Annotated in this window: 17 protein-coding genes and 1 riboswitch; of the genes, 5 read left to right on the top strand and 12 right to left on the bottom strand. The window is 49.6% G+C overall.

Going from position 1 to position 25,297, the window contains the following annotated elements; all coding sequences use genetic code 11:
* Window positions 1-99: 99 nt before the first annotated feature.
* From GK108_RS06690 to GK108_RS06680, 3 genes are all read right to left on the bottom strand, one after another.
* Window positions 100-3,207, bottom strand: coding sequence for a PVC-type heme-binding CxxCH protein (locus GK108_RS06690; RefSeq protein ID WP_163944741.1), 3,108 nt, complete (start codon window positions 3,205-3,207; stop codon window positions 100-102).
* A 239-nt stretch (window positions 3,208-3,446) separates the two neighbouring features.
* Window positions 3,447-5,159: a GMC oxidoreductase gene (locus GK108_RS06685; RefSeq protein ID WP_163944739.1), complete on the bottom strand. Its 1,713-nt coding sequence runs from the start codon at window positions 5,157-5,159 to the stop codon at window positions 3,447-3,449.
* A 115-nt stretch (window positions 5,160-5,274) separates the two neighbouring features.
* On the bottom strand, window positions 5,275-5,805 hold the full coding sequence (locus GK108_RS06680; RefSeq protein WP_163944736.1) for a gluconate 2-dehydrogenase subunit 3 family protein: 531 nt from the start codon (window positions 5,803-5,805) through the stop codon (window positions 5,275-5,277).
* Window positions 5,806-6,047: 242 nt separating this feature from the next.
* Between GK108_RS06680 and GK108_RS06675 the strand changes: the two genes are divergently transcribed.
* Complete coding sequence (locus GK108_RS06675) at window positions 6,048-7,646, top strand: Na+/H+ antiporter (protein ID WP_163944733.1); 1,599 nt, start codon at window positions 6,048-6,050, stop codon at window positions 7,644-7,646.
* A gap of 10 nt (window positions 7,647-7,656) precedes the next feature.
* Here GK108_RS06675 and GK108_RS06670 read toward each other — a convergent pair whose 3' ends face one another.
* The 7 genes from GK108_RS06670 to GK108_RS06640 all read right to left on the bottom strand — a co-directional run bounded on the left by GK108_RS06670 (window position 7,657) and on the right by GK108_RS06640 (window position 17,937).
* The gene (locus tag GK108_RS06670; RefSeq protein WP_163944729.1) at window positions 7,657-8,763 is read right to left on the bottom strand and encodes a YncE family protein; all 1,107 of its coding nucleotides are present in this window, start codon (window positions 8,761-8,763) and stop codon (window positions 7,657-7,659) included.
* Window positions 8,764-8,863: 100 nt separating this feature from the next.
* Window positions 8,864-9,568 (bottom strand): Dph6-related ATP pyrophosphatase, encoded by a 705-nt coding sequence (locus GK108_RS06665; protein ID WP_246224734.1) that lies wholly within the window; start codon window positions 9,566-9,568, stop codon window positions 8,864-8,866.
* Window positions 9,565-10,098 (bottom strand): bifunctional adenosylcobinamide kinase/adenosylcobinamide-phosphate guanylyltransferase, encoded by a 534-nt coding sequence (gene cobU / locus GK108_RS06660; protein WP_163944726.1) that lies wholly within the window; start codon window positions 10,096-10,098, stop codon window positions 9,565-9,567. The genes GK108_RS06665 and cobU overlap by 4 nt, the downstream gene beginning before the upstream one ends.
* Entirely contained in the window at window positions 10,049-11,011 is a 963-nt protein-coding gene (locus GK108_RS06655) for an ABC transporter substrate-binding protein (RefSeq protein WP_163944723.1), read from the bottom strand. The genes cobU and GK108_RS06655 overlap by 50 nt, the downstream gene beginning before the upstream one ends.
* Window positions 11,012-11,117: 106 nt before the next feature.
* A complete protein-coding gene (locus GK108_RS06650; RefSeq protein ID WP_163944720.1) occupies window positions 11,118-13,112 on the bottom strand; it encodes a TonB-dependent receptor plug domain-containing protein in 1,995 nt (664 codons plus the stop codon).
* A 142-nt stretch (window positions 13,113-13,254) separates the two neighbouring features.
* Window positions 13,255-13,445: riboswitch (cobalamin riboswitch) on the bottom strand.
* An 80-nt stretch (window positions 13,446-13,525) separates the two neighbouring features.
* Entirely contained in the window at window positions 13,526-17,041 is a 3,516-nt protein-coding gene (locus GK108_RS06645; RefSeq protein ID WP_163944717.1) for an ABC transporter permease/M1 family aminopeptidase, read from the bottom strand.
* Window positions 17,035-17,937 (bottom strand): ABC transporter ATP-binding protein, encoded by a 903-nt coding sequence (locus GK108_RS06640; RefSeq protein ID WP_163944714.1) that lies wholly within the window; start codon window positions 17,935-17,937, stop codon window positions 17,035-17,037. Before GK108_RS06640 ends, GK108_RS06645 begins: the two co-directional genes overlap by 7 nt.
* 197 nt (window positions 17,938-18,134) lie before the next feature.
* On the opposite strand from GK108_RS06640, the gene GK108_RS06635 reads away from it, so the two are divergent.
* Together GK108_RS06635 and GK108_RS06630 are read left to right on the top strand one after the other, a co-directional pair.
* Entirely contained in the window at window positions 18,135-19,634 is a 1,500-nt protein-coding gene (locus GK108_RS06635) for a sensor histidine kinase (protein ID WP_163944710.1), read from the top strand.
* Window positions 19,635-19,636: 2 nt separating this feature from the next.
* A complete protein-coding gene (locus tag GK108_RS06630; protein ID WP_246224733.1) occupies window positions 19,637-20,347 on the top strand; it encodes a LytR/AlgR family response regulator transcription factor in 711 nt (236 codons plus the stop codon).
* A 51-nt stretch (window positions 20,348-20,398) separates the two neighbouring features.
* Here GK108_RS06630 and GK108_RS06625 read toward each other — a convergent pair whose 3' ends face one another.
* Both GK108_RS06625 and GK108_RS06620 read right to left on the bottom strand, forming a co-directional pair.
* Window positions 20,399-21,268, bottom strand: a complete 870-nt coding sequence (locus GK108_RS06625; RefSeq protein WP_163944705.1) for a sugar phosphate isomerase/epimerase family protein — start codon at window positions 21,266-21,268, stop codon at window positions 20,399-20,401.
* Window positions 21,269-21,342: 74 nt separating this feature from the next.
* The gene (locus tag GK108_RS06620; RefSeq protein ID WP_163944703.1) at window positions 21,343-23,031 is read right to left on the bottom strand and encodes a VRR-NUC domain-containing protein; all 1,689 of its coding nucleotides are present in this window, start codon (window positions 23,029-23,031) and stop codon (window positions 21,343-21,345) included.
* 49 nt (window positions 23,032-23,080) lie between these two features.
* Between GK108_RS06620 and GK108_RS06615 the strand changes: the two genes are divergently transcribed.
* The gene (locus GK108_RS06615; RefSeq protein WP_163944700.1) at window positions 23,081-24,049 is read left to right on the top strand and encodes a DUF2157 domain-containing protein; all 969 of its coding nucleotides are present in this window, start codon (window positions 23,081-23,083) and stop codon (window positions 24,047-24,049) included.
* Window positions 24,046-25,233 (top strand): hypothetical protein, encoded by a 1,188-nt coding sequence (locus GK108_RS06610; protein WP_163944697.1) that lies wholly within the window; start codon window positions 24,046-24,048, stop codon window positions 25,231-25,233. The genes GK108_RS06615 and GK108_RS06610 overlap by 4 nt, the downstream gene beginning before the upstream one ends.
* Window positions 25,234-25,297: the final 64 nt, after the last annotated feature.

Below are 25,297 nucleotides of genomic sequence, written 5' to 3'. Positions count from 1 at the left end.
ATTTAACTGACCGACTTTGATTTTGTATTGATTAGAGCGCTTCAAAGAAGCGAAAAATTAAATCAAAGTCGGTCAGTTAAATCCCATAAATCCCGGTTGTTATTGTTTTTTTAAGCTCGTTAAATAGGCGACTAAATCAACTAGTTCCTGGGTACTCATGGCTTCCTGGAGACCCGATGGCATCATAGACGCGTCCATTTGTTTCATGGATACGACATCGGCCATTTTGTAGTTCTGCACGGCACCACCCGGAAATTTCATTTGTAGATCGGTTTCGGTTTTGCTGGAAACAATCCCCGACATGGTACTGCCATCTTTGAATTTTACTTCCCACCCTTCAAATCCGAAACTGATACCCGCGTCGGGATGCAAAATAGCCAGATATTGCCCTTCTTTGGGAAGTTTAGAACCAATTTCCGACAGTTTGGGACCAAAATCCATGCCTTCTCCATTGACCTGATGGCAAATAGCGCAGTTGTTTTTAAAGACTAAGACGCCTTTGGTAGCTTCGCCATTCATCGCCAGAAGCTCATTCATACTTGGCAGTTTTTGGCCACCCGAGCTTTGACCACCATCCAGAAAATTAGCGGCCTGCTGTCGAACGTTCTTACGCCAGTCGCCACTAACTCCCTGCGCGGCTGCCTTTTTGAAGTCACCTTTAATATCACCTGATTTTAGCAACGTAATGACCATATCAGCACCATCCATACTACCACCAAGTGAACGAGTAGCGGCCATACGTAACGGGGCCGAACGTTTCTCATCGAGTGCTACGCTCTTCAGAATGTCCAGCGACTCTTTATTGCCAACTCGTTGTAAAGCCCCAATCATTTGCGTTGCCTGATCGGGATTCTGCCCGTTGACTATCGCCCAGACGAGTGAAGCGCCTTGTTGCTTCAGCAATTGCCGGGCGGCATCGCGCCCTATGCCTTCATTGTACTTAGCCAGCGCTAACTGACTCAGTCGTGTGTTTTCGGAAACAGGCTCATAGCGCGTGACCAGCTCAATGTATTCCGGCGTTCCGTATACATCGCTCAGGAGTTTGTTCAGAGCGGTAGTCGCCACTGGCGAATTTTTCACGAAAGCAGGATCTAAATGCCGAAGCGCCAGTTTTGTTACGTCGACAGAGCCACTGTTTGTTTGTAAAATACCCAATAACGCTGCCGATTTTTCATTGGCTCCGGGGTTAAAATCAAAAGCGCGGAAATAGCGTAGCCGTTGGTTCAGGTCAGCTCCCTGATCACCCGCCAGTTTGGCAAGTAACGGCACCGATTCCTTCGTACGTGCCCGCCAGACAATATCCCGACCAGCAGCGTTAGCCAGTGGGTCCTGGCCCTGTTGCTTTAACCAAGCCGTATAATACGTATCCCAGTTGCCATCTGCGCCAATTCCGAGCGCTTCCAGATACCAGCGATCAGTACCATCGTATTGGCTGGCCAACTGCGCCCATAAAGCAGGCGCTTCAGGCGATGTACTACGACGTAGCGCAATAGCGCATTCGCGACGCACCTGCGGGTCCTGGTCATTAACCAGCTGTTTTACGTACGGAATAATATCGACTTTTAGTTGACGGGCCGCCCGTAGCGCCGTGATACGCAGATCGGGGTTAGCGCTCTTCAAGGCTGATTCTACGTATTTATTTCCTTTGTCGAGCTTACTCAGCAACCATAAGGCCCGAGCCTGCATTCTGGGGTTATCCGACGATTTGTAGAGTTTCGCCAGCGGCTTTTCCGCTTTTTTGTCGAACTCACGAAGCTTTTGCCAGCCCGCGTACCGGATCGACATATTCGGGCTTTGCAACGCTTCGATGGCTCCCTCAACGGTCGATACGTCCACTTTAGGCATGGTATAGGGCGAATTCGCTGGTGCTACGCGGTAGATACGGCCACGATTCTGGTCGCCAGCCTGGTGACCGCCTACGCCTGGATCGTACCAGTCGGCAATGATAAGCGAACCATCGGGCGCTACGCAAATATCGGCTGGGCGGAACCACTGGTCACGCGCCCCTTCCAGTACGTTTACGATCTGAGCTTTGTAGCCCGCACCATCTTTCTGTACCGGATAAGCCCGTACTACGTTAGGACCGGCATCGCAGTGAATAACCTGATTTCGGAATACGTCGGGGAGTAATTTACCTTCGTAGACAATGATACCCGTTGGCGAACCGGCCCCTGTCTGCAGCAGGTTAGGCACGACGCCCGGATCGTTCAAATGCCAGTGACGGCGTGGAATTTCGGGCTCGACATTATCGCGGTTAGCCTGCCAGCCAGCACCCGTCATTTCGTCGGTATACCCATAGTTGCCGTACTCCATTACGTAGTTGATCCGAACGCCTTTGTTGCCATCGTCATCGTTGTCCGACTGCCAGAGCGTACCGTACGAATCGACCGCCACTTCGTAATTATTCCGGAAATTCTGGCCCAGCATTTCAACGTTTTTCCCGTCGGGGTCGCAGCGAAAGACCATTCCCTGCTTAAAATTCTGTTTATCGATAGTCTTGCCAGTGGCTATATCGATAACCGGTTTGCCATCTTTATCCAGCAACTGCTTTCCTTCGTTTCCGAAATTGAAATACCACTTTCCATCCGGCCCGAACACAAACGTGTGCATGCCATGATCGTGCTGCTCACCGCCGATGCCCGTAAACAGAAGTTCTTTCTTATCGGCTTTATCGTCGCCGTTTTCGTCCGTTAATACCCAAACGTTTGGGCTATCCGACACGATAACTTTATTTCCCTGCACCCAGATACCTAGTGGCGACTCAATACTGGGGTCCTGATAAAATACTTTGGTTACGTCCGCTTTTCCATCGCCATTCTGATCTTCCAGAATTACAATCCGGTCGCCCTCCTTGCGGGTCGGGTTTCCATTGATGGCGGGTCGATAGTTATAGGCTTCGCAAACCCAGACCCGTCCTTTGGCATCGACATCGATATCCGTTGGGTTACTAAGCATGGGCTCAGCCGCAAAAAGCGTAGCCTCCAGCCCTGGTGCTACGTTCAGGCTTCCGACGGCATATTTTGGATCATGTTTATCGTCGTTACTAAGACGCGCGAACAAGCTGGCCAAGTATTTTTGCGAAGCAGCATTCAGATTACGATTCTGATAGGCCCCGACAAAACTACCACCAATTAGCAATCCGGCTGCGGAAAGGGCTATAGCTCGACGAGAAAGCAAAGAGCGCTTAACCGAACGAATAGGGCTCATAGGTAGAATAGACGAAAGTTTGGACAATAGATTTTAGTGACACACTAACCTCTGTTAAAGGGTTTATTTAGGGCATTTATACCCGTCTTCTGCCAAATTTGTCATGATTTGTTCAGTAGCTGATTAATCCTGCTTAGCCTACCAGACAAACGGTTTGAATCGCTACTCACCCATCAGAATACAGTAAGTGCCATCTGACAAAATCAGATGGCACCTCTACACTAGATAACGAAAACTACTTAGATACTCTTACGCTTCATTTCTTTCACGGCAAAGTCAGCCGCACGCGCCGTCAGCGCCATGTATGTTAAGGACGGATTCACGCACGATGCCGACACCATGCAGGCTCCGTCCGTAACAAATACGTTCTTAACTCCGTGCATCTGGTTGTTACCATTCAGCACCGACGTTTTCGGGTCGCGACCCATCCGAGCGGTTCCCATTTCGTGGATAGCCATACCCAGATACGAGCCGCGATCATACGCTTTTACGTTTTTAACCCCGGCCGATTCGAGCATTTCTTTGGCGTCGTTCATCATATCGACGCGCATTTTCTTCTCGTTTTCTTTCAGCTCAGCATCAAAAACGACCAGTGGCATTCCCCACTTATCTTTCTCGTTTTTGTCGAGATACATCCGGTTCTCGTAGTAAGGCAGCGTTTCGCCGAAACCACCCAGTCCCATAGTCCACGGACCCGGCTTGGTCAGTTCTTCTTTGTAGTCAGCTCCAAAGCTTAATTCAGCGATGTTACGTTGCCAGTTCTGACGGCTGCCGCCACCCTGATAACCAAACCCACGCACATAATCGCGCTTGTCGTTGCCAATGTTGCGGTAACGCGGTACGTAGATACCATTGGCACGCCGACCGATATAATATTTGTCCAGGTCGCCTTCCCAATCGCCCGATGCACCGATCCGGAAGTGGTGATCCATCAGGTTATGTCCCAGTTGCTCCGAATCATTACCGATCCCGTTCGGGAAGCGGTTCGATTTCGAGTTAAGCATAATAGCCGTCGACCCCAGGGCGCTGCCGCAGACGAAGATCACTTTGGCGAAATATTCGCGAGCCTGTAACGTAACGGCATCGATCACCCGAACGCCGGTTGCCCGCTTCTGATTTTCGTCGTAGATAATTTCCGTCACCACCGAATCAGGACGTAGCGTCAGGCGACCAGTTTTGGCGGCATAAGGCAACGTACAGGATTGGGTGCTGAAGTACGCACCGTATGGGCAACCCAGCGAACATTTGTTCCGATACTGACACGGAGCCCGGCCGATGCCCAGTTGCGCCTGAGCCGCTTTGGACAGGTTGGCTACGCGACCGATGGTCATGGTACGGCCAGGGAAGTTTTTCTCGATGCGTTTACGCACTTCCTTCTCAACACAGTACATTTCCATGGGTGGCAGGAATTCGCTGTCGGGAAGCTGCGGCAGGTTGAGTGCTTCGCCCGAAATACCGACTACTTTCTCTACGTACGAATACCAGGGCGCTACGTCTTTATAGCGGATCGGCCAGTCGACCGCAATACCTTCCCTGGCATTGGCTTCGAAATCGATGTCGCTCAGGCGATACGACTGACGCCCCCACATGATCGATTTACCCCCAACAATATTAGGCCGATACCAGTCGAATCGCTTTACTTCTTTATAGTTCGAATCGATATCTTTCATCCAATACGTTTCGGTCATCTCATTGTAGGGATAATCGCGCATCAGTTTGGGGTGCGTTTCCTTCTGCTCCATAGTGAGCCGACCGTTATATTTGGTCTGCCACGGATCTTTCATGGCGTACTCATAGCCCGTTACGTGTTCGAGCTGGTGGCCTTTTTCGAGCATCAGGACCTTTAGCCCTTTTTCGGTCAGTTCTTTGGATGCCCAGCCACCCGTTACCCCCGAGCCAATCACAATGGCATCGTAGGTCATTTCTTTTATTGCATCAATATTGAGATTCATTTTCTGAAGGAGTTTTTCAGTTTATAGTTTTCAGTTTTCGGTTTTCAGTGGCTGACGCAAGAGAACTGCTGACGCGTCTGCTACTGAAAACTATAAACTGAAAACTGTAGACTATTTATAGAGCCCAGGTTTTCTGGCCGGGTTTCATGGGCATACAACCATTAAACTGACCCGGAACAGGTAGGTATTCAAGCGCTTTGGTGGCGCCAATTTCTGACGTAAAGTAGCCGGTTGTTGTCAGCTCTTTCATGCGCAGGAAAAACGGTTTATCGTCAGTCATACTCTGCTTGACGATTTCGTTTTTCTGGGCTGCGTCTAACTCCATGAATCCTTTACCAAACTTGGTTTTACTAGTGGTATCCAGCTTAGCTAGTCCAGCGTAGAAGCTCTCCTGGTCACTTTTAGGATAACAATCACGCATGACACGCACAATGAATTTTTCGGCACCAGCCGCTTTGGCTCCCGGCGTCGTGGTGGTTGGGATAATTACATCGGCAACTTCGGCAAGCAGGGCTTCCTGTTCTGCCGACACACTGACACTAGGCCCCGTGTTGGTGATACGTCCCATTGCGCCTGCCAGCGTGGGTGCCGACAACAAGCCCCCCATCATCAGGGCTGCTTGCTGTATGGCTTCTCTACGTTTCATAGATAGATAGGTAGGTAAAAGTGATTGTAAGAGAGTTTTCCAGATGTAGAACGTACGCTGACGCTAAAAAATATACGCCCTCAAATGGCAAATTATTCATTATTCCGACAACTAGGAACGACTATAAGCCTAAAAGCTAAAAAAGGCCTTAATATCCTCATTCTGCACTGAATTCGCTCTGGGCATTGGTGATGCGACCGTCAGCGCTAAACACACGGACTGGCTACGCGGTTGTTTTGAGTATGAGTAGTGTTGCGTTAGTTATTACCCTGCTAGCTAGTATCACGGCCCTGGCAGCCCTGGCCGAACGCGTACGCGTTGCCTCACCTATTGTGCTGGTCCTGGCCGGTATTGCCATTAGCCTGATACCGGGTCTGCCTTCGGTCGATCTTAAGCCCGATATTGTTATTCTTATTTTTCTGCCTGCACTCATTTTTTCGGCAGCCTGGAATACCTCCTGGGCGGATTTCAAAGCCAACTTCCGACCTATATTACTGCTGGCATTCGGTTTAGTACTATTCTCGACGCTGATTGTGGCCTGGGCAACCCATACGTTTGTACCTGGTTTTTCATGGCCGCTGGCCTTCGTGATGGGTGCTACGGTATCCACTACCGACCCAATTGCCGGTACATCTATTATCAAACAGATGGGATTGCCACGGCGGGTTATGGTCATTCTGGAAGCAGAAAGTCTGGTCAACGATGCAACCGGCCTGATTGTCTATCGATACGCTGTAGCGGCCGTCACAACGGGGCAGTTTATGATACTGGAAGCCGGAGAAGAATTTTTTCTGGTCGTTTCAGGCGGCATACTTATTGGATTATGTCTGGCCTGGGTTGTCAAGCGAATCCATCAGCTAACCGACGATACGCCCGTTGTTGAAACCACACTCACCTTGCTAACTCCGTTTGTGGGCTACCTCATCGCTGAAGAAATGCATGTATCGGGTGTATTGGCCGTACTCACCTCCGGACTCTTTCTAACGCTACGTTCCTCCGAGTTTCTGTCGCGTCAGGCGCATCTGCAAACCATTAACGTCTGGAGCGTAGTGACGTTCATGCTGAACAGTATTGTGTTCGTGCTGATGGGCCTGCAATTACGCCGGATTCTGCTCACTACGTCCGCTTACTCGCCTATTGCCCTGATTGGCTACGGCGCTTTGATTAGTATAGCCGTTATTTTAGCCCGATTCCTGTGGGTATTTCCGGCCAGCTATCTCCCCCGTTTATTTTCATCAAAAAAGGAGAACCATCCGCTTTTCGATCAAAAACTCGTTACCATAATTGGCTGGACGGGTATGCGGGGTGTACTCTCGCTGGCGGTGGCGCTGGCCTTACCCTTACGACTTCATAATGGTGAACCCTTTCCTCAACGCGATCTGATTATCTTCTTTACGTACTGTGTTATTTTCACTACGTTAGTACTTCAGGGCATCATTTTACCGTACCTGATCCGGTGGCTAAACATCCAGCCCGATCAGCAGGGCAAACAGGACGAAATTAAATTACGTATCCAGTTGGCCAGCCTGGCCATCGAACACCTGGAAGCGAATTATTCACTAAGCGATGACATTTCCGACGAAGCGCTGGCCTTATTGAAAAAGAAATACGAAACCCGTATCGACCGACTTCGCGTGCATCAGGACGGACGCAGATCGCGGGTCAATGAATCGGAAATACGCGAAACGCTACGTATTCAACTGGAAATTATTGAAGTAGAGCGCCAATTAGCTACTCGCTGGCGACACAAAGGCAACCACGACGACGAAGTGTTACGGACCATTCTCTATGAGCTTGATCTGGAAGAATCACGCTTACGAATGGAAACCCTGGAACTGTAAATACAACGTATTATTTGAAATAGAAGCGCATGGGAGCTATATCGGCCCGGATCGAATCGACCAGTGCGCCGTTAGGCTGGTAACGTAGCACATAGCCCGGCTGATTCGTAACCGATGGAGTAGCGGCATAAAGCAGCGCCCGGCCTTTATCGGTGCCAGGAACACCCAAGTCACTGCCTAAACCCGCAAAATACCGCCGGATAAACGGAACCGTTGCCAGAATTTCGGTATCGTTGATCGAGAATCGATACGTTTCGCCCGCCTGTCGGTCGGTGTAGGCATTCACGAAGTAGATCAGTTTTTTATCGGCACTGAGCGTAATGGCAGTTGGCCTTTTGGTACCGTCTCCAACTTTAATTCTGGTTTCAACCAGTTTATTGGTCGGACTAATACGTACCATTTCATTGGTCGACGAGGTATAGGCCCATAGCTTGCCGTTAAAATCCAGGCCAATCGGATTCGAATTGACACCCGCATCAAGTCCCGGCTGTACAACTTCATCGGTATCAGCGTTGATGACAGTCAAAACGCGCTCACCACCAATACTGCCGACAAATACCTCTCGATCGATAAGCACCAGTTGCTCGGGTGCTTTGGCAACGGGGATCTTTTTCAACACCGTTCTCGATCCCAGGCTTAACACCAGAATATAACCCGCCTTCGGATAGGTCACTCCACCCACGTTGGTTGTATCCCAACAACTGATGTAGACCTTATTGGGACCGGCATAGATAACCTGACGGGGGTTTTCAACATCGGGAGCCTGAAAGGTTGCGATTGATTTAAATGTTCCGGCCTCCACAATTTCGACCCGATCCTGCCCAATGGCGTTGTTGTCGACCAGAATCACGCCCTTTCCGTCAATTTCGGTATAATCACGAACCGTACCGGCCAGCGAGCGACCGTTAGCCGCGTTAAATATATCTGTCGACACCCGGCTCGAATCGCGGCTCCAGAACGAAATAGACCCATTATTTCCACCGGGCAAACCCGCGTTTACTACATAGGCCCCTGCCCCATACGGCATAGGTGGCGCATCTTCGACCCGACAAGCCCCGGTAATAAATGACACTAACCCAATGCAGATACCGCTGAGTAAACGATTACTAATTGTCATGCAACCTACAATCAATCTCATTTTATTCAGCAAAGAACCGATTTATTCGCTACAAACCCTACCTGAAGGCTTTTTTGTTCGTAACAGAACCAGCACCTGCTTATTGAAGCAATTGCAAATCAGTAAAATAATAGGTTGAGACAACTTGCTCACCAGTGGCCGTTTTGAAATCGTAGGTCTTGGTAACGATGTCTGCCACCTGTACCTCAATGGGTTCGGCAAAGTAGGGGGCCTGATAAACGAACGTATGAAATTCGCCGTTTTCTCCGCACGGATCGACGTTGGCCGGCAAATCACGAACAAACTCCCGATCGAGCACGCGTCCACAAAACGACTTATCCAGATACTGGCTGTTGACACTGACAACCACCGTCTTGAAGCCCGCTTCCCAGAACTCTTCCAGCAATTGCAAAGACGGAATCTGCCAGATTGGAAACACGCCGGTCAGGTTTCGGCTGGCAAGCTGATTTTCTCGCCAGGCTCGCAGGTCTTCCAGAAAAATGTCCCCAAATATAGCGTGCGTCACGCCGGCCTCAATCAGCGGTTCCAGCGTATCGTTCATCCGTTGTTCATACGCTACCATAGACGACTCTTCGGGCAGATAGAGTTTCGTTTGGGGCAACCCGATTCGGTTAGCCTGGGCATCCAGCAAGGCTTCAGAAACACCATGCATGGAAATACGCCGATTAGCCGCATTCAGCGTGGTCAGCAATGTTTCCACCTGATAAGCATCCGACTGAAGCACACGCCACAAAGCCAGCGCCGAATCTTTCCCACCCGACCAGTTCATGACCGCTTTGTTCATAATACCGGCGTCTTAACGGCTAACGGTAATCCACTCACCATCAATGTAACAGCATCGGCTTTGCTCGCTACGTATTGATTGGCCCATCCCTGCAAATCGGTAAACGCCCGTCCGACAGCCGTTTCGGCATGAAGTCCCATGCCCAGTTCGTTGGTAACGATGATGAATTGGCCGGGCAGGGTCAGTAAGGTATCGATTTCCTGCTTAAACAGACGTAGCGACTCGGCGACATCGCTCCTGGTATCGCTGAAGAAGTTGGTTAACCAGAGCGTTACGCAGTCGATCATCACAGTCCGTTCGGCAATAGGAAGCAAACTCACCTGATGCGTTTCTTCCAATACGGTCCACTCCGGTCCGCGATCCTGCCGATGATGTGCTACGCGCTCCGCAAACTCATCATCCCAAACTTTAGCCGTTGCTACGTAGACCGGATTGTCGCTCCAGCTCAGGGCCAGTTCCTGCGCGTATCGGCTTTTGCCACTACGCGCTCCGCCCGTTACCAGGTGCAGATACGCCTGCTTTTTCTCCATATAATCGGTTAACTTTTGACTCTAACGTAGCGGGAACCGCAAATAAATCGGGATGAAAACAAGCGGCCAGTAACTCAATACCATCGACCAGCGTAGCGGCTGAAGGTTGCGTAAACAAATCGTAGTCTGCTACGTACACGGCCCCATCGGTCACCGCTTTCAGATCGTACCAGCCCGGTTGTTTTTCCAGCAGGGACAATTCCTGAATGGTTCGCTCGGTGGTGAATCCGCAGGGCGCAATCACCAGTACTTCGGGATCGTAGCGACGTACTTTGTCCCAGGCCGTAACGATACTATCGCCGGATGGATTACCCAGCATATCGATACCACCAGCATACGCAATCTGATGAGGAATCCAATGCCCACAGTTATAAATCGGCCCCATCCACTCCATCACCATCACGCGTTTAGGCAGAACCCGTCCAGCACGCAGGCGATCAATTACCGTATCGATCCGAGACCGTAAGCCTTGCAGATACGTATAAGCCGCTTCTTCGTGGCCCAGGGCGGTAGCAATGGTAATGGCCGAGTCGAACACATCCGTCAAACTCTGTGGAGTTAGTGCCACCACAGTAGGCATCGTAGGCAAACGATCCAGTACGGCCTGCGTACATTTGGTGTCGATCTGGCAAACCTCGCACACATCCTGCGTAAAAATTACGTCGGGCACAATGGCCTGAAGTTTCTCTTCTTCTACGTAATACAGGCTTCGGCCCTCTGCTTTCGACGCCGAAAAAATCCGGTCAATCTCTTCACTGGAATAATCGTGTCCTTCCAGCACGCACCGGACCAGAATCTCTTTCTCCATACGCGACTCTTCAGGACATTCGAACGTAACACCATGCAGAAGATGTTGCAGGCCCATATCATAGACCATCTGGGTAGCCGCTGGCAAAAAGGAACAAGCTTTCATAATGCGTAACTTTTCTGATATGTTTTTTCGACAGGATTGACAGGATTCAGATAGGCCAGCAAATCTTGTCAATCCTGTTAATCCTGTCAGAAAAATACCTGCTTAATTACCACGTAAATCGTAAGCCAACATTGGCATTCCGACGACGCGTATTATACCCGTAAATATCGTAATACGTTTCATTAAACAGGTTACGAACATCGGCAAACAGACGTAGCTGAGGTGTTATTCGGCCTTCAGCATATACATCGATCGTCGAATAGGCGGCTAACGTTACGTTGTCGGTATTGAACGTTTCGCTGTTGTAAAAACGGTCGGTCCGTTCGCCGATTGACCGCAAGGTCGCTGACACAAACAACCGGGGGATAATCTGGTACCCTACGCTCACGTTGATCTGCGTTTTGGGCCGACGGAACAGGTTGTTGTAGGTCGTATCGCGGCCAGCCACTTTCGTTTTTACCTCGCCCGTCAGCCACGTAATGTTGCCGGAGAGGGTCAGTTTGTTCAGTTCGGCCTGCGCTTCCAGTTCAACGCCCTGATCGTGCTGGCGGTCGAAATTAACGTAGCGACCATAAGGAGCACTATTCAGTGATTCGAAGAAAATTACGTCCTTGATCAAACGATCAAAATAAACGGCCCGAACCCAGGCATTCCGGCTCTTGCTAAACAGTTGAGCCCCCACTTCAGTCGACCAGCTTTGTTCGGGTTTCAGTGCTTTGTTGCCATAGGGCGAGAACAGCTGATAAAGCGTTGGCGCCCGGAATCCCGACGACAGGTTGACAAAAACCTTCAGCCGATCAGCAATCAGATACGACGGATTGAACGAGTAGGTGAATACATTACCATACAACGAGTTACGATTATAGCGGCCACCCACTTCAACCGAAAGCCCCTGATAAGGCGTCAGTATAGCCGTTGCATAAATGCCAACCTGCCCAATTTTGGCCGTGTCGGCCCCAATCGGTGGCGACTGATACGGCCCGTAAGCACTGATCGATAAATATTCCTGATCGGTGTTGCTGAGCCGATAGTCAGCCCCTGTCAGTAATTCGCCCCAGGACCCGAGTTTCAGGTTATGATATAACTCGGCAAAATGCGCCAGACCGCCATACTTTTGAGATGAATAAATCTCTGACGCATTGGGCTCAACCCGTGTCGAGTCATTTTTGTAGGTCCGGCGGCTGTCGCCAATGCTATAATTGAGTGTCAGCTGCCCGTGTGCGTGCTTAAAGGCAAACCCCGTTGCAAACCGCTTGAACTGACTTTTATACGTAAAATCCTTCTCGTCGGCAAACGCTCCGTTATCAATATCGGCGGTGTAGGCCGTAGTCAGCCCCTGCACTTTCCAGCTCAACCGCGACGTAAGCTGAAGCGTCAGATTCGCCAATAATGCGTTTTGTTTATAACCGTCGTTATCAAAATTATTGGTTCCCGTTGGATCGGTTACCGCCGAAAAACCAGCCGACGATAAGCGCGTGTACTGCACATTATAGGACAACCGGTCGGTTTGCCCGCTCACCCCTACCGTTCCCCGGAACGTATTGTAGGTTCCGTAGTTAACCGTGGCATTTACGCCAACAGGCTTACGTCCGGCGGCATTGCTGTTTCGCTTCGTAAAAATATTGATAACACCTGCCACCGCATCAGCCCCGTAGCTGGTCGACTGAGCGCCCCGCAGAATCTCGATACGGTCGCACTCGCCCACGGTCAGCAGGTTGAGGTCGAACGTATTGGCTGTTCCTGATGGGTCATAGACGGGTAATCCATCCAGCAAAATCAGCGTATTACCCGACGAAGCGCCCCGCAAATAAATATCAGGGTTGGTACCCAAGGGACCGTTTGATCCGACAACCTGTAAACCAGCCTGCCGCGATAATAACTCGCTGACAGACTGCGTCGCGTAACGCTGCAACACGGAATCCGAAAGTACCGTAACGACCTTGCCGGTTTGCGACAATTTCTGCTCGATTTTGTTGGCCGTAACCGTTACGGCATCCAGCTGAACAGGCTGAGAAGGAGTTGGAGAACTGTCCTGCGCCAATGCAGACAGAGACGACACGGCCAGAGCCGCTGACACTAACGTAATGATTTTGCTCATCATTAATCAGGTGAAATGAGATTAAGTAATGAGCTTCGGAAACTGAAATAAAAGACAAACGAATCAGACACTCGTTTGCGAATGTAGCGTTGAACCCGCCAATCAACTCTGTCTTTCATCTCCGGCTTTTTACCCGAAAGCTCGAATCATGAATTGGTCTGAGGCAGGTCTTCTGGCTTGTTCTACCGGTAACGCCTTCCCGCCCAACGGCAGTGGCTCTCTTGTTACAGGCTGGTAATCAGAACTTACAGCTACGGGAATAGCCCCGGATTCGCACCGGTGTTCCCTTTTAATTCTTCTTCTGGCGAAGGAGAAACCCAAAACGTGGCGCAAAGATAGTGCTTTTTATTTCGTTCGACAGGATTGACAAGATTAACAGGATCAACTATAAAATCTTGTCAATCCCGTTAATCCTGTCAAAAACTTGCTACGTTGTCCGTCGGATTTTCGTCCAACACGTATCCGTACGGATCAATAGCCACTGCCTTAGGCCTTTTGCTGACGGTCAGCGTAATCAATGTTTCGTTTTTCGTGATCAGGTGCTTTTGCAGATAAACAGGTTTTGTCGTCTGATTCCAGTCGTCGGCGACTTGATCGAACAGCGCCACATCGATCAAGTCATCAGGTGGGAGTTTTCCCTTCGTTTGATCAGTTTTCGCCAACGTAACACGAAGCGTTACCCTGAATTGGCCAGTCGGCAGCGAACGACACGACACAACGCGAACATTCATGGAATAAACGATTACTTTATTCAGCCAGTCGCTGATACGTTTACGCTGGATGAGCGACGCTTCCTGCCCTAATTCACGGACTAAATCATCGACGGTCGCTTTGTTACCCGGATACGCATGTTTACGGATCAGCTGACGTAACGCCCGGTTCAGTTTTGCTTCGCCCAGTTCTTCTTTGATGGCGTACATCACCAGTCCACCTTTCTGATAATACACAGCAGGCTGCTCAGACGTACATAACGGCAATTCCGGCCCATCCAGATTACGCATCGAGAAATAGAGCCGATTGTCGGCTTGCCAGTATTGACGAAGTTTCATCTTACCGAAAGCTTTTTCGGTAATCACCGCTTCTGCGTATTTAGCCAACGATTCGGTCAATAGTCCCTGGCCCGGACCGTAAACCGATGCTACCTTATTGGCCCACCACTGGTGCAACACTTCATGCGCGACGATAGCATACCCATAATTCAGCCGATTGGTGTCCCGAAAATCGCCCATAAAATTGATACGTTCAGCACTAAATATCACCCCCGGATAGGCCGTAGCTGCTCCCCGATAGTGCGGAATTTCGGCCACTGTAAGCCGTTTTAGTGGATACGTACTGAACTGATTATTCCCGTATTCCAATGCATCTTTCATCGCCTGCGTCATAGTCGCTACGTTACGGGACCACCCTGACTGATGACAAATACGTAATTCGACACCTTTGTATTTCTCCTGATGCACCACATACCTGGCCGAACTCAGCGCAAACATGAAGTTGATTGGAGCAGAAGTTTTGTAGTAAAAAAACCGGCGATTATTGGCCGTCCAGGAGTTTTGCAAATTGCCGACTGTAGCAACGTACTGATCAGGCTCCGTCGAAATGGTTGTTTCATAGTGAATCAGGTGGTACTGATTGTCACGTGAACGTACCGTATTTTTTTTGGGAAGACCGCCTTCTTTTCGGGCCAAAGCGTCGTCGGTTTCGTAGCGGCTATTGTACCCCAGCTGCGGTACGTATTTTTCGAGTTCGATATACGTACCGTTTTCCACGACCGAATGTTCATTGTTGAACGGCATAAACCCCGACCGGACAACATCCATTGAAAACGTCAGTGTCAGTTCAGCGCCGGGTTCGAGCGGCTTTGACAGCGAAAACCAATACTGATCGAACTCCGCGTCATGTCGCAGTGTGTTTGCTTCCGAAATAGCGATGGTAGACCTCGTCACGTCCGGGTCAACGCCAACCCAGATTGTTGATAGTGGCTGACTGGATTCGTTTTTTAGTACGTAGCAACCCTTTACGGTATACCGTCCTGCTTTCGGGTGTATAGCCACGACTGTTTTGACCGACCTAATAATCGGCTGTGGTAGCTTCGACAAAGGCTGATAGGTTTTTTCGTAACGTATCTGCCAGTCGATCTGATTCTTACGTGTCCGATACCTACCAACCACGTTCGTTTGATAATAGATGTATGCCCCGGCCGATAGCCAGGCCAGAAGCCCGACAATACCGATCAATACACTCAATCTACTCACTGATGATCTAATGGCTGTGATCCGCTGCCACCAACGCTGATACAGGCTACGTTGCCAGACAGCCACCGTCAGACACGATAGAACGACGGCAAAAGCCGACCAATAGAGCATATACCAGAAGAATGCTTTTGTATAATGGCCAAAGCCGTTCATTTCCGAAAACTGTAGATCGGGAACCGTAGCATAACGTAGTAAAAAATGCTCCAACCCTAATCGTCGGCTGAACAGCCACACCACCGCCACCACTACGTTCAGCAGCATACCCAGATACTTATTGGGCGATATGATCTGTATAAACACCACCAGAACGGCCAGTAAAAACAGAGGTAAACCACTATAATAATACAGCGACAGATACATAGTGAAGTCGATTGCGGCATAGTCATGGACCAACTGAATAGCCACGCCAATTGCTATGTTCACACTGACCAAAATCGCCACTAACACGCCAAGTGTCAGCGTTTTGGCGGCCCACATACTGGCACTGGGTACCGGAGTCGTGTAGACGAGCGCCTGCATATTGGCTTCTCGTTCACGCTCCAGCAAGTCGGCCGCATAAAAAATAAGCAGCAACATCGCCGGGCGCATGGAACGGAGTTCATCGACCATAACCCCTGTCGATGGATAGATACGAACACCGTATATACCGCCCACGAGTGCATCATTTACTTCGACGGTGAACACGAATATCCACAGCCCCAGCATAACCATGAACGGAATGTCTTTGAGTAACGAAATGATCTCCATTCTTAGCTGGGAGCAGAGCGTCGTCCACCCATACAACGCCCCTTTTGTCTGAACAACCACACGCCGATAGGTAACGTAGCGAACAGCTTTCTCCCGTTGCTTTTTACGGGCAGTTTTGGATGAAATGGGCAGGCGAAACGGGAAATAACGATACGTTGCTGCCAACAGCAAACACGACAGGCTGGTCCATAGTAATCGGTTTAGCAGAAAGGTTTGGCCTACTGGAAACAGCTGCGTATTACGTTGCTCATCAGACCAGGAACGGGTTTCACCAAAAAACGCCGATAGTCCAAAAGGGTCCAGTATAATCGAAAGCATGTCTGGCCCAGCCGTTTTTATCGTAGCATTAGCGAATACAGGCGAATTACCCAGAATCGAGCCCAACAGATACAGTACGTATAAAAGCATTCCTGTTGCGTAGAGCGCTCTTAGATTCCGGGTAAACAGCGCCACGCAAAACAGGGCACAGGACGTAAACAGTACATTAGGCAAGCCGAAAACCAACAAGGGCTGACAGAAATACCAGAGATCAAAAGGGCCGGTCTGCTCAGGTTTCAGCAGGATTGATCCGACAGCAATCCCCGCCACGGCTGAACAAAGCACCAGAAATACGGCACACAGCAAGCCTACGAACCGGGAAGCGAAATAAGTCAATCGCCCGACGGGCGTTACGTAGAGAATGGTGTCCATCCGGTACGTCGTGTCCCGTAGAACGACATTCGCGCAGAACAACGTACCGACAAAGGCTGAAAACAGGGAGAGAAAGCCAACCAGGTAGGTTATTACGTAAGGCGAATTCGCATGAACGTCGTTCCCGCCAAAATGCCCCTGAGTGGCTACTACGCCCAGCCCGAAAAAAAGCAATATGGCAGCCCTGAACGTCAGTTGTCGGCTGTGGTAGGCGAACTCGAATCGCAGTAAAGAGCTTACCATATATGCCCCCCCTTTCCCTGCGGCTGGCAACCCAACAAAGCAGCAAAATAGACCGCTTCCAGTCCCGGATAAACGAGTTTAAAACCAACATCCGGGCAATCGTCGGCCAGCACATACATATGAATAGTTCCCGCCATCCGGCGCGTCGAAATCACTGAAAAAGACTGCTGATACTGAAACAGAGCCTCTTTGGGCACCGATTTATGCCAGACGCGTCCATTCAGGGCTTCGGTCAGGGTGGCGGGTTGCCCCCGCAGAATGATTTTCCCATTGGCCAGCACCGCCATCTCAGGGCATAAATCGTGAACGTCCTCGACAATATGCGTGGACAGGATCACAACCACCTGCTCACCAATTTCGCTCAGCAAATCATGAAACCGATTTCGTTCCTGCGGATCGAGCCCGGCCGTTGGCTCATCAACAATCACGAGCTGAGGATTTCCCAGCAACGCCTGCGCAATACCGAATCGTTGTCGCATACCGCCCGAAAACGTACCGACTGCCTGCTTCCTGACGGCATAGAGATTGGTTTGCTGGAGCAAAGCCATAACTTGATCGCTACGTTCCGCTTTATTCGTTACACCTTTCAACAGGGCGAGGTGATGTAGCAGATCGATAGCCGACAATTTCGGATAGACGCCAAAATCCTGAGGCAGATACCCCAGTTGACTACGTAGCGGCCCAGGGTATTGATGAATGTCTTTCCCATCAAAACAGATCTGTCCACTATCGGGGAATTGCAACGCTGCCAGCGTACGCATGAGAGTCGATTTGCCAGCACCATTTGGCCCTAACAGCCCAAACATACCGTTAGAAACAGTCAGCGATACGTTGTCCAACGCCTTAACGCCGTTGCTATACCGTTTGGTCAGGTTTTGAATCGTTAGTCTGGTCATTGCGGCTGCTTATCGTTTGTTAGGAACGCAAGCTAGATGGCCAGAACAGTTGCTTCAACTATAGATGATCAAGGTTAAATGCTTCTGGATAAACGACCGATCAGACAGGATGACCGCGTTTTTTTACGTACGTCATCCTAATCAATACGTTCATCATTATGATTTGCAGCGCTGACGAATAAACCCTTTTTTTAGTGATGGTTTCAGCAAAATGGAACAACGTATTCGCTCACGTCCAGCGTCAGGAATTCTGGATTTTTATGGGTTTGCTGCTCTGGCTCGGTATTTCCTATACACTGACCGCAGCCTCGCCTACCTGGTCAATTTACGGCCAGACGCTCCTCGTTCTAACGCCGTCACTCTCCCCAGCCTTGTTGTTTGCCTGGCATAAAGAACGATTACATCAATCACTGTCGAGCAAGCGATACTGGACCTATTGGCTGTTCAGCTTTGGGCTTTGTCTGCCGGTCAGCACCGCTATCGGTGTTGTATTCCTGCCGAAGCCGTACAGCGAATGGATCGTCAGCGGAGCCATTGGCAGTTATTGTCTGGAATTACTGCTGACAGCTAACGCTTACTACCAAAAGCGGGGCCGACAAAGCAAATGGTTTAAAAAGCTTAGCCTCGACACGGCTATTTTGCTCAGTATGACCTTTATTGCCTGCTCACTGGGTGCTATGGCGGTATCCAGCTTGGGCGATCCAGCCTATTATTCGGACGGGAAGTTATTGATTGGGTTTGAGTTTAGGATTGGGCATATCGTTCGCCATTTCGGTACGTTCCTTAGTATCTCCGTTCAATTTTTACTTACCTACGTATGCGGCTATTTTTTCTTTTATATCAATAGCCGCTTTCTGGTTTCCAGCATCCTGAAACAACATGGCCTTGTCGTGTACGTATTAATGGCTTTGGCACTGGTTGCTTTCCTCTACCCCATTCTGGGCCAATTCATCAGCATGCTACCCATGAACCAGCTTTTCGGCCCTATTCTGCCGACAAATCCGTTCAAACTGGAAAATGCGTTTGCTGCCCTGAGTATCGTTCTGGTTAGTTTACCCGTTGTTTTAGCCCTGCAATGGTCCCGGCAAAACAACCAGATTCTGGCGCTGGAAAAGGCCCGAACACAAACGGAACTCGACCTATTGAAACAGCAACTCGATCCTCACTTTTTTTTCAACACGTTGAATAATCTGTACGCACTGAGCCTTCAGCAATCGAAACAAACGTCCGAAAGCATTCTCCAGTTGTCGGAACTGATGCGCTACGTTATTTATAAGGGAAAAGAGCCGCAGGTCAGGATTCAGGAGGAAATCAACTACCTCAACGACTATATCCAATTGCAGCAAATCAGGCTCAAAAAGAAACTAGATGTTCGTTTCGAGCTGTATGTAGCTGACAACGAAACGACCATTGCTCCATTGCTGCTGATCGTTTTTGTGGAAAATGCGTTCAAACATGGGATCGAACCCGCCGAAGAAAAAGCCATTCTGCGACTAACATTACGGTCGGATGAGCAACAGCTTTATTTTCGATGCGAAAACTCGGTTGAAGCAAACACCCGATCCGGTGCTACGTTGGGGATTGGCCTGAGTAATCTGCAGCGTAGACTGACGTTACTCTATCCTAATCGCCACATGCTGACCACAACGGTACAAGACCATATCTTTATTGCCGAATTGCAATTAAATCTGTCATGAGAATGCGCTGCCTGATTGTGGACGATGAGCCGCTAGCCCACGATGTGATTCTGGCCTACATGGCCGACGTACCATTTCTGGAAAACGCCGGACAATGTTACCGGGCCACCGAAGCACTGGACTTTCTGAGCAGGCAGCCAATCGACCTGATCTTTCTGGACATTCGAATGCCCAAATTAAGCGGTCTGGATTTCCTGCGGACTTTACCTCAGCAACCGCTCGTGATTATTGCGTCGGCCTATGAAGAACATGCCCTGGAAAGTTTCGAACTCGACGTCTGCGATTATTTACTGAAACCGTTTCGTTTCGATCGGTTTCTGAAAGCGGCCAACCGCGCCCTGGCAACGTACACGCTACGTAAGCAAGCGGCAACACCGGCCCTCACACCCCAATCTACTTCTGCCCTCGAACCGACCCATACGTACATTAAAACAGACAAAAAACTGGTTCAGGTTAATCTGAATGAGGTCTATTTTCTGGAAAGCCTGGGGAACTACGTGAAGGTCTGGGAGAAAGAGCGTTTCCTGTTAACGGCAAGAACGCTAAGCAGTTTTGAGAGCCAACTGTCGGGCGATACGTTCGTGCGAGTCCACAAATCGTATATCCTCAACAGAAAGTTTGTGCATTATATTGAGGGAAACACCATTCACCTGCAGAATGGAAAACAACTGCCACTTGGCAAAAACTACAAACACGTAGTAAAGCAACTGTAGCCTGGCCGGGCTAGCGTACCAGCATTCACGTCCAGGCTACAGGTAAATGAATTAAACGCTTAGTTTTTTCATGTAGTCTGCGTCATTTTTGAGGCTAACCATTGGCGACTCGGGGTACTGTTCCTGCTCAACCAGGAAGTATTTGATACCGCTATCCATAGCGTTACGTAGCGTTGTTTTGAAGTCTACGCTACCTTTGCCGAGGTCGTTCTGAACGGGTTTACCGTCTACCTTTTTGTAATCCTTGATATGGCAAAGTTCATAGCGCTTGCCATATTTTTTCAGGTGATCGGCCGTGTTCACACCCGCTACGTCGATCCAGCACAGGTCCAGCTCGAACATTACATTCTTTGGATCGGTATTGTCCAGCAGGTATTCCTGCGGCAGCTTGCCATCGAGGGGACGGAACGAGTAATCGTGGTTATGGTAGCCGAATTTCAGACCCGCTTTGCTAACTTCTTCGCCAACCGCGTTGAACTGATCGGCAATCCGTTTCCAGTCATCCCAGGTTTTCTGCGGACCGATGTAGGGGCACAGAATATAGCTCAACCCGGCATCGTGCGCCATTTCGATACTCTTTTTCAGCACTTCGGGCTTGCTCACTTCACCCGTATAATTGAAGTGAGTGCTCACCATCTTTACACCCAGATCGCCCAGGAACGATTTGATTTCTTTAGGTTCCATACCCCACAGAAACCCTTTCGCACCGCTGAAACTTTCGAACTGTTTATAACCCATTTTTGCCAGTTCCGTCATAACACCTTTAGGGTCTTTAGGCAATACGTCGCGGGCACTGTATAACTGAACACCAAACGGGTTGATTGTCTTTTTAGGAGCACCCGCTAATACGTCGAGCTGATTAAGGGTAAAAGCTCCGGCGGCTAACAGGCCAGATTGTTTAAGAAAACTCCGTCTTTGCATGATAGAAAAAGATTCGCGGCTAAAGAACGCAAAGATGAAGCGGTTTTGGATACGCTGACCCAGAAATATTTTCGTTAGAGCTCCCAGATTACCCGCACCACTTTCCCGTGGATGCCTATCGTCTGAAAGAATTCCAGCCAGTGAAGTTGCTGAGGGCCAAGGTGGTCGGTCGGCGACTTCACTTCTACAAAGTCGTATTGCCCCTGCTCATTCCAGACCAGCAGATCGGGAAAGCCTCGGGTATGTTCGCGAACGTTACGGGCCATTTCGAGCAGAATCAGTCGTAGCTGTTCAATATCCAGCAGATCAATGATACGTTGAACGAGCGCCTGCAATTCATCTGACCAGTCGACTAATACGTTGGTGATGCCGTACTTCGCATTGAACATTCGGCCCGTATGCCGACGCCAGTCGTCTTTTGTGGTTAGTTCGGCCAGCCGCTTTCTGAGCAGTTCTTCGCGCTTATGGTAAAAGTCAGGCAGATAAAAATCCGACGGAGCCCGCTGAAGCGGATGGTGGATAGCCTGCACATTGGCATCATAAATAATATCCCAGAACACCAGTCCAAACAAACCCCGCCACGGATAATTTTCGGTGAAAGCCGCGTCGTAACCCTGTTCCAGATAATAATTCATGACTCCCGCTTCGACATGATGCCGGTAGGCCGCCGGAATGTTTACGCTTTCGGCATCGGATAAGAACCGGGTGGTGGCTTTTCGAGGTCGTTTCTTTTCGCCGGTACTCAGAATTTTCTCCCGAAAGTCATTGGCGAAGTAGCGTTCTTCCGCATTATATGGGTTAACGGCAATTTCATCACAAAGGGCCAGCGCTTCCTCGACCGAACCATTCCGGAATAATAAACGGACCCGACGTTCACGGGCCGGCACACGATCGGAGAGTTCATAAACGGCCAGGGCCTGCTCGGGCAATTTCTGGCGCTCCAGATAAGCGCCCACCCGAACAACCAGTTTCTGATAACTCGGAATCGCGATTTCGGTGAGCTCGGGCCGGGTTTCGTTCCAGTTCAAAAACCAGTTATAAATATCTTCGGCGGGCGTCTCGGCTTCTTTTAGTTCATAAAACTCTTCGCTCGTCAGCGATATCAACAGCTTATCCTCTACCTCTTTACGGGTTCTAAACCGGGCCGTAAGTTTGCTTTCGTCGTAGCGCTCAAAGTTGACCATCCCCAAATCCCGAACAACAAACTCGGTCATGCTGCCACTCCGATTGCCAAAGAACAGGTATTTGATCATCATCCCTTCGGCCTCGAAATTCATTTTCACCACGATTTCGCGCGTGGTCAGGCTGGTTACGATCTCGCCAAAATCCAGCTCCTGCATCGCGTAGCGAACTACGCCTTCTTTCTTTTCTTTGCTAAGTGGCTTAATTTCTTCCGGTTCCAGCGGCAGCAGATCCAACAATTCGGGTTTGGTGAACACACTCAGCGCATCGTCGCCCATAGGCTCGTGATGCGCCGATAAACGGTCAACAAATCCAGCTACGATCAACTCGTCAACGGCTGCCGGTAGGTCAGTAATTTCAGTATACTGTAGCTTGTTAACGCGAAAAAAGAGTCCTTTGCGGTTACTAAACCGTACATACAGACATTGGGCATCGAGGCTTAATGCGTCGAATCGGCGGATAAAATCCCACTCGGCTTCGTTGAGCAAACCGCCATACAAGCGTTTGACAAAGTCCAGCACGTAGCGAAAGTTATCGAGATAATATCGGGGCGTAAGAACAATTTTCTGGCGTCCAACCATACAATAAGCAGCCTTATGGGTTATTTACAAAACAAAAAAAAGACTAGTTATGTCCCCAACTGAGGTTCTGAATGAACTGGATAAACAAGGAATTTTATCGACGGAACAGCAGTCTGCACTAACTGAGTATGAACGGCAAAAACCCTTCTCGCTGCATTGGGAATTGCGTGCCATGCTCTATATAGGGATTCTGGCGCTGAGTTCGGGATTGGGCTTACTGATTTACGACAACTTCGACCAAATCGGGCACAACGCCTTGCTGGCCGTTATTGCAGCCGCCTGCGCTGGAAGTTTCTGGTTCGCCTGGAAATATCGCCCCGAATGGACAACGGCCCAAGCGAAAAGCCGCTCGTCATTCGGCGATTATGCACTACTACTGGCCTGTTTGCTGTTTCTGACGCTGGAAGGCTACGTTCAGTATCAATATAACGTATTTGGAACACGCTACGGTCTGGTCACGCTGATTCCGGCGGCTGTTTTCCTGCCCCTCGCCTATCGCTTCGATCATCGTGGCGTATTAGGCATGGGATTGACCGCTTTAATTTCGTGGGTAGGCGTTACGGTTCGCCCGCTGGAACTGTATTTTAAAACCAATTTCTTCGATCAGGAAACGGTTTTTTCGGCCATCGCATTAGGATTGGTTCTGATTGGTTTGGCTTTCGTTCTGGAGCGGCAACGGATCAAAGCGCATTTTACCTATACGTATTTAACCATTGCCGGAAACTTGCTTATGGTAGCGCTGCTTGGGGGTCTGTTCAATTTCGAAGAGCTTCGGGTGGTATTTATTCTGGGACTAGTGTCTGCCTGCTTTGTTCTGGACCGCTACGCCAGGCGTGAGCAGTCGTTTTTGTTTCTGCTCATGAGCGTTGTTTATGGCTATATCGGCGCTACGTACCTGTTTTTTCACTACGTCCACCCCGATAATGATGGCACCTACTACTGGTATTTTATTCTAACCGGCATTGGCGTTGTTTATTATTTAATCAGCCAGCTACCCAAACGTAACGCATCGGTATGAAAGCCTATAATGAGCAATGGATTTATAATCGCGAAATCGTTAATCAGGCCGAACGTTGGCACAAGAAACAATTGCTGACCAGTGAGCAAATGCAAGCCGTTCGTCAACACTACCCCGTTGAATTCCGGCAAACGAACGGTTTCATCGAGATTGGCCTTTTTCTGTTCACGACCGTAGCCATTCTGGCCTGTTATTTACTTCCTTCCAGCATTTATTCAGCGCTGTTCAGCGACGATATTACGTATGGGATCTTTAATTGTCTGTTTGGCCTCGGCACGGGTCTTATTGGTCGGCTGCTCATCCAACGGCGATCCTTTTATCGGAACGGAGTCGATAACGCGTTTGTCGTTATGCAAACCGGCTTTGTGGTTTTTGGCCTTAACCAGTTTTTGCCCAATGGCCTATCGGTAGCCACCCACTGCCTGTTTACCCTGCCCTTCCTGCTATTGGTACTTTGGTATTATGGCGATACGTTGATTGCGTTTTTCGCCATAGCCGCTTTATACACGTTTATTTTCGACGGGCTGCTGGAGTTTAGCTGGGGAAAAGATGCCTTACCGTTTGTGATGATGGCTGTTTCAGGGATTTTATATGTCATAACCAGAAACCCCAACATCATTCTCTCCCAGTCAGTACTACGTTCAGCCTACTACACCGATCCGTTGAATCTGGCTCAGTGGCTGTCTCTGATCGTTTTAGCCGCTAGTGGCAATTACTTCGTGGTTCGGGAATTAAACGGCTTATTGACTAAACCACATCCAGCCGAAGCGCCTGAAATTAGTCTGGCCATTTTATTCTGGTTGTTAACGTTCGTGATTCCTGTTCTTTATCTGTGGCAGGGCATACAGAAAAAAGACCGGATGCTGATCATTTTGGGCATTTTAGGGCTAATTGCTGCCTTCATTACGTTCCACGAATACAAAGCGCTGGTTCCACTGAACGTAGCGCTGACGATTGGGGGCGTCGTACTGGTTGGTTTAGCCATAACAGGTATCCAGTATTTACGTAAACCCAAAAACGGCTTTACCGACGCTCCCGACGACGATTCGCCGGATGAATTCTTTCTAACTAGCGAAATGCTTACCACCATCCAGGCCGCTGCCGGAGCCAGCCATGCGCCAAAACACGATGTAAAGTTTGGCGGTGGAGACTTTGGCGGAGGAGGAAGTGCCGGGAAGTACTGATTTCCCTACCCGCTTCTGCTAAAAAACCGTTAAGTTTGGCCCCGCAAACCAACGACCATACGCA

It is taken from the genome of Spirosoma terrae (genome assembly GCF_010435915.1).
Classification (GTDB): Bacteria; Bacteroidota; Bacteroidia; order Cytophagales; family Spirosomataceae; genus Spirosoma; species Spirosoma terrae.
This window is presented reverse-complemented; position numbering and strand designations above follow the sequence as displayed.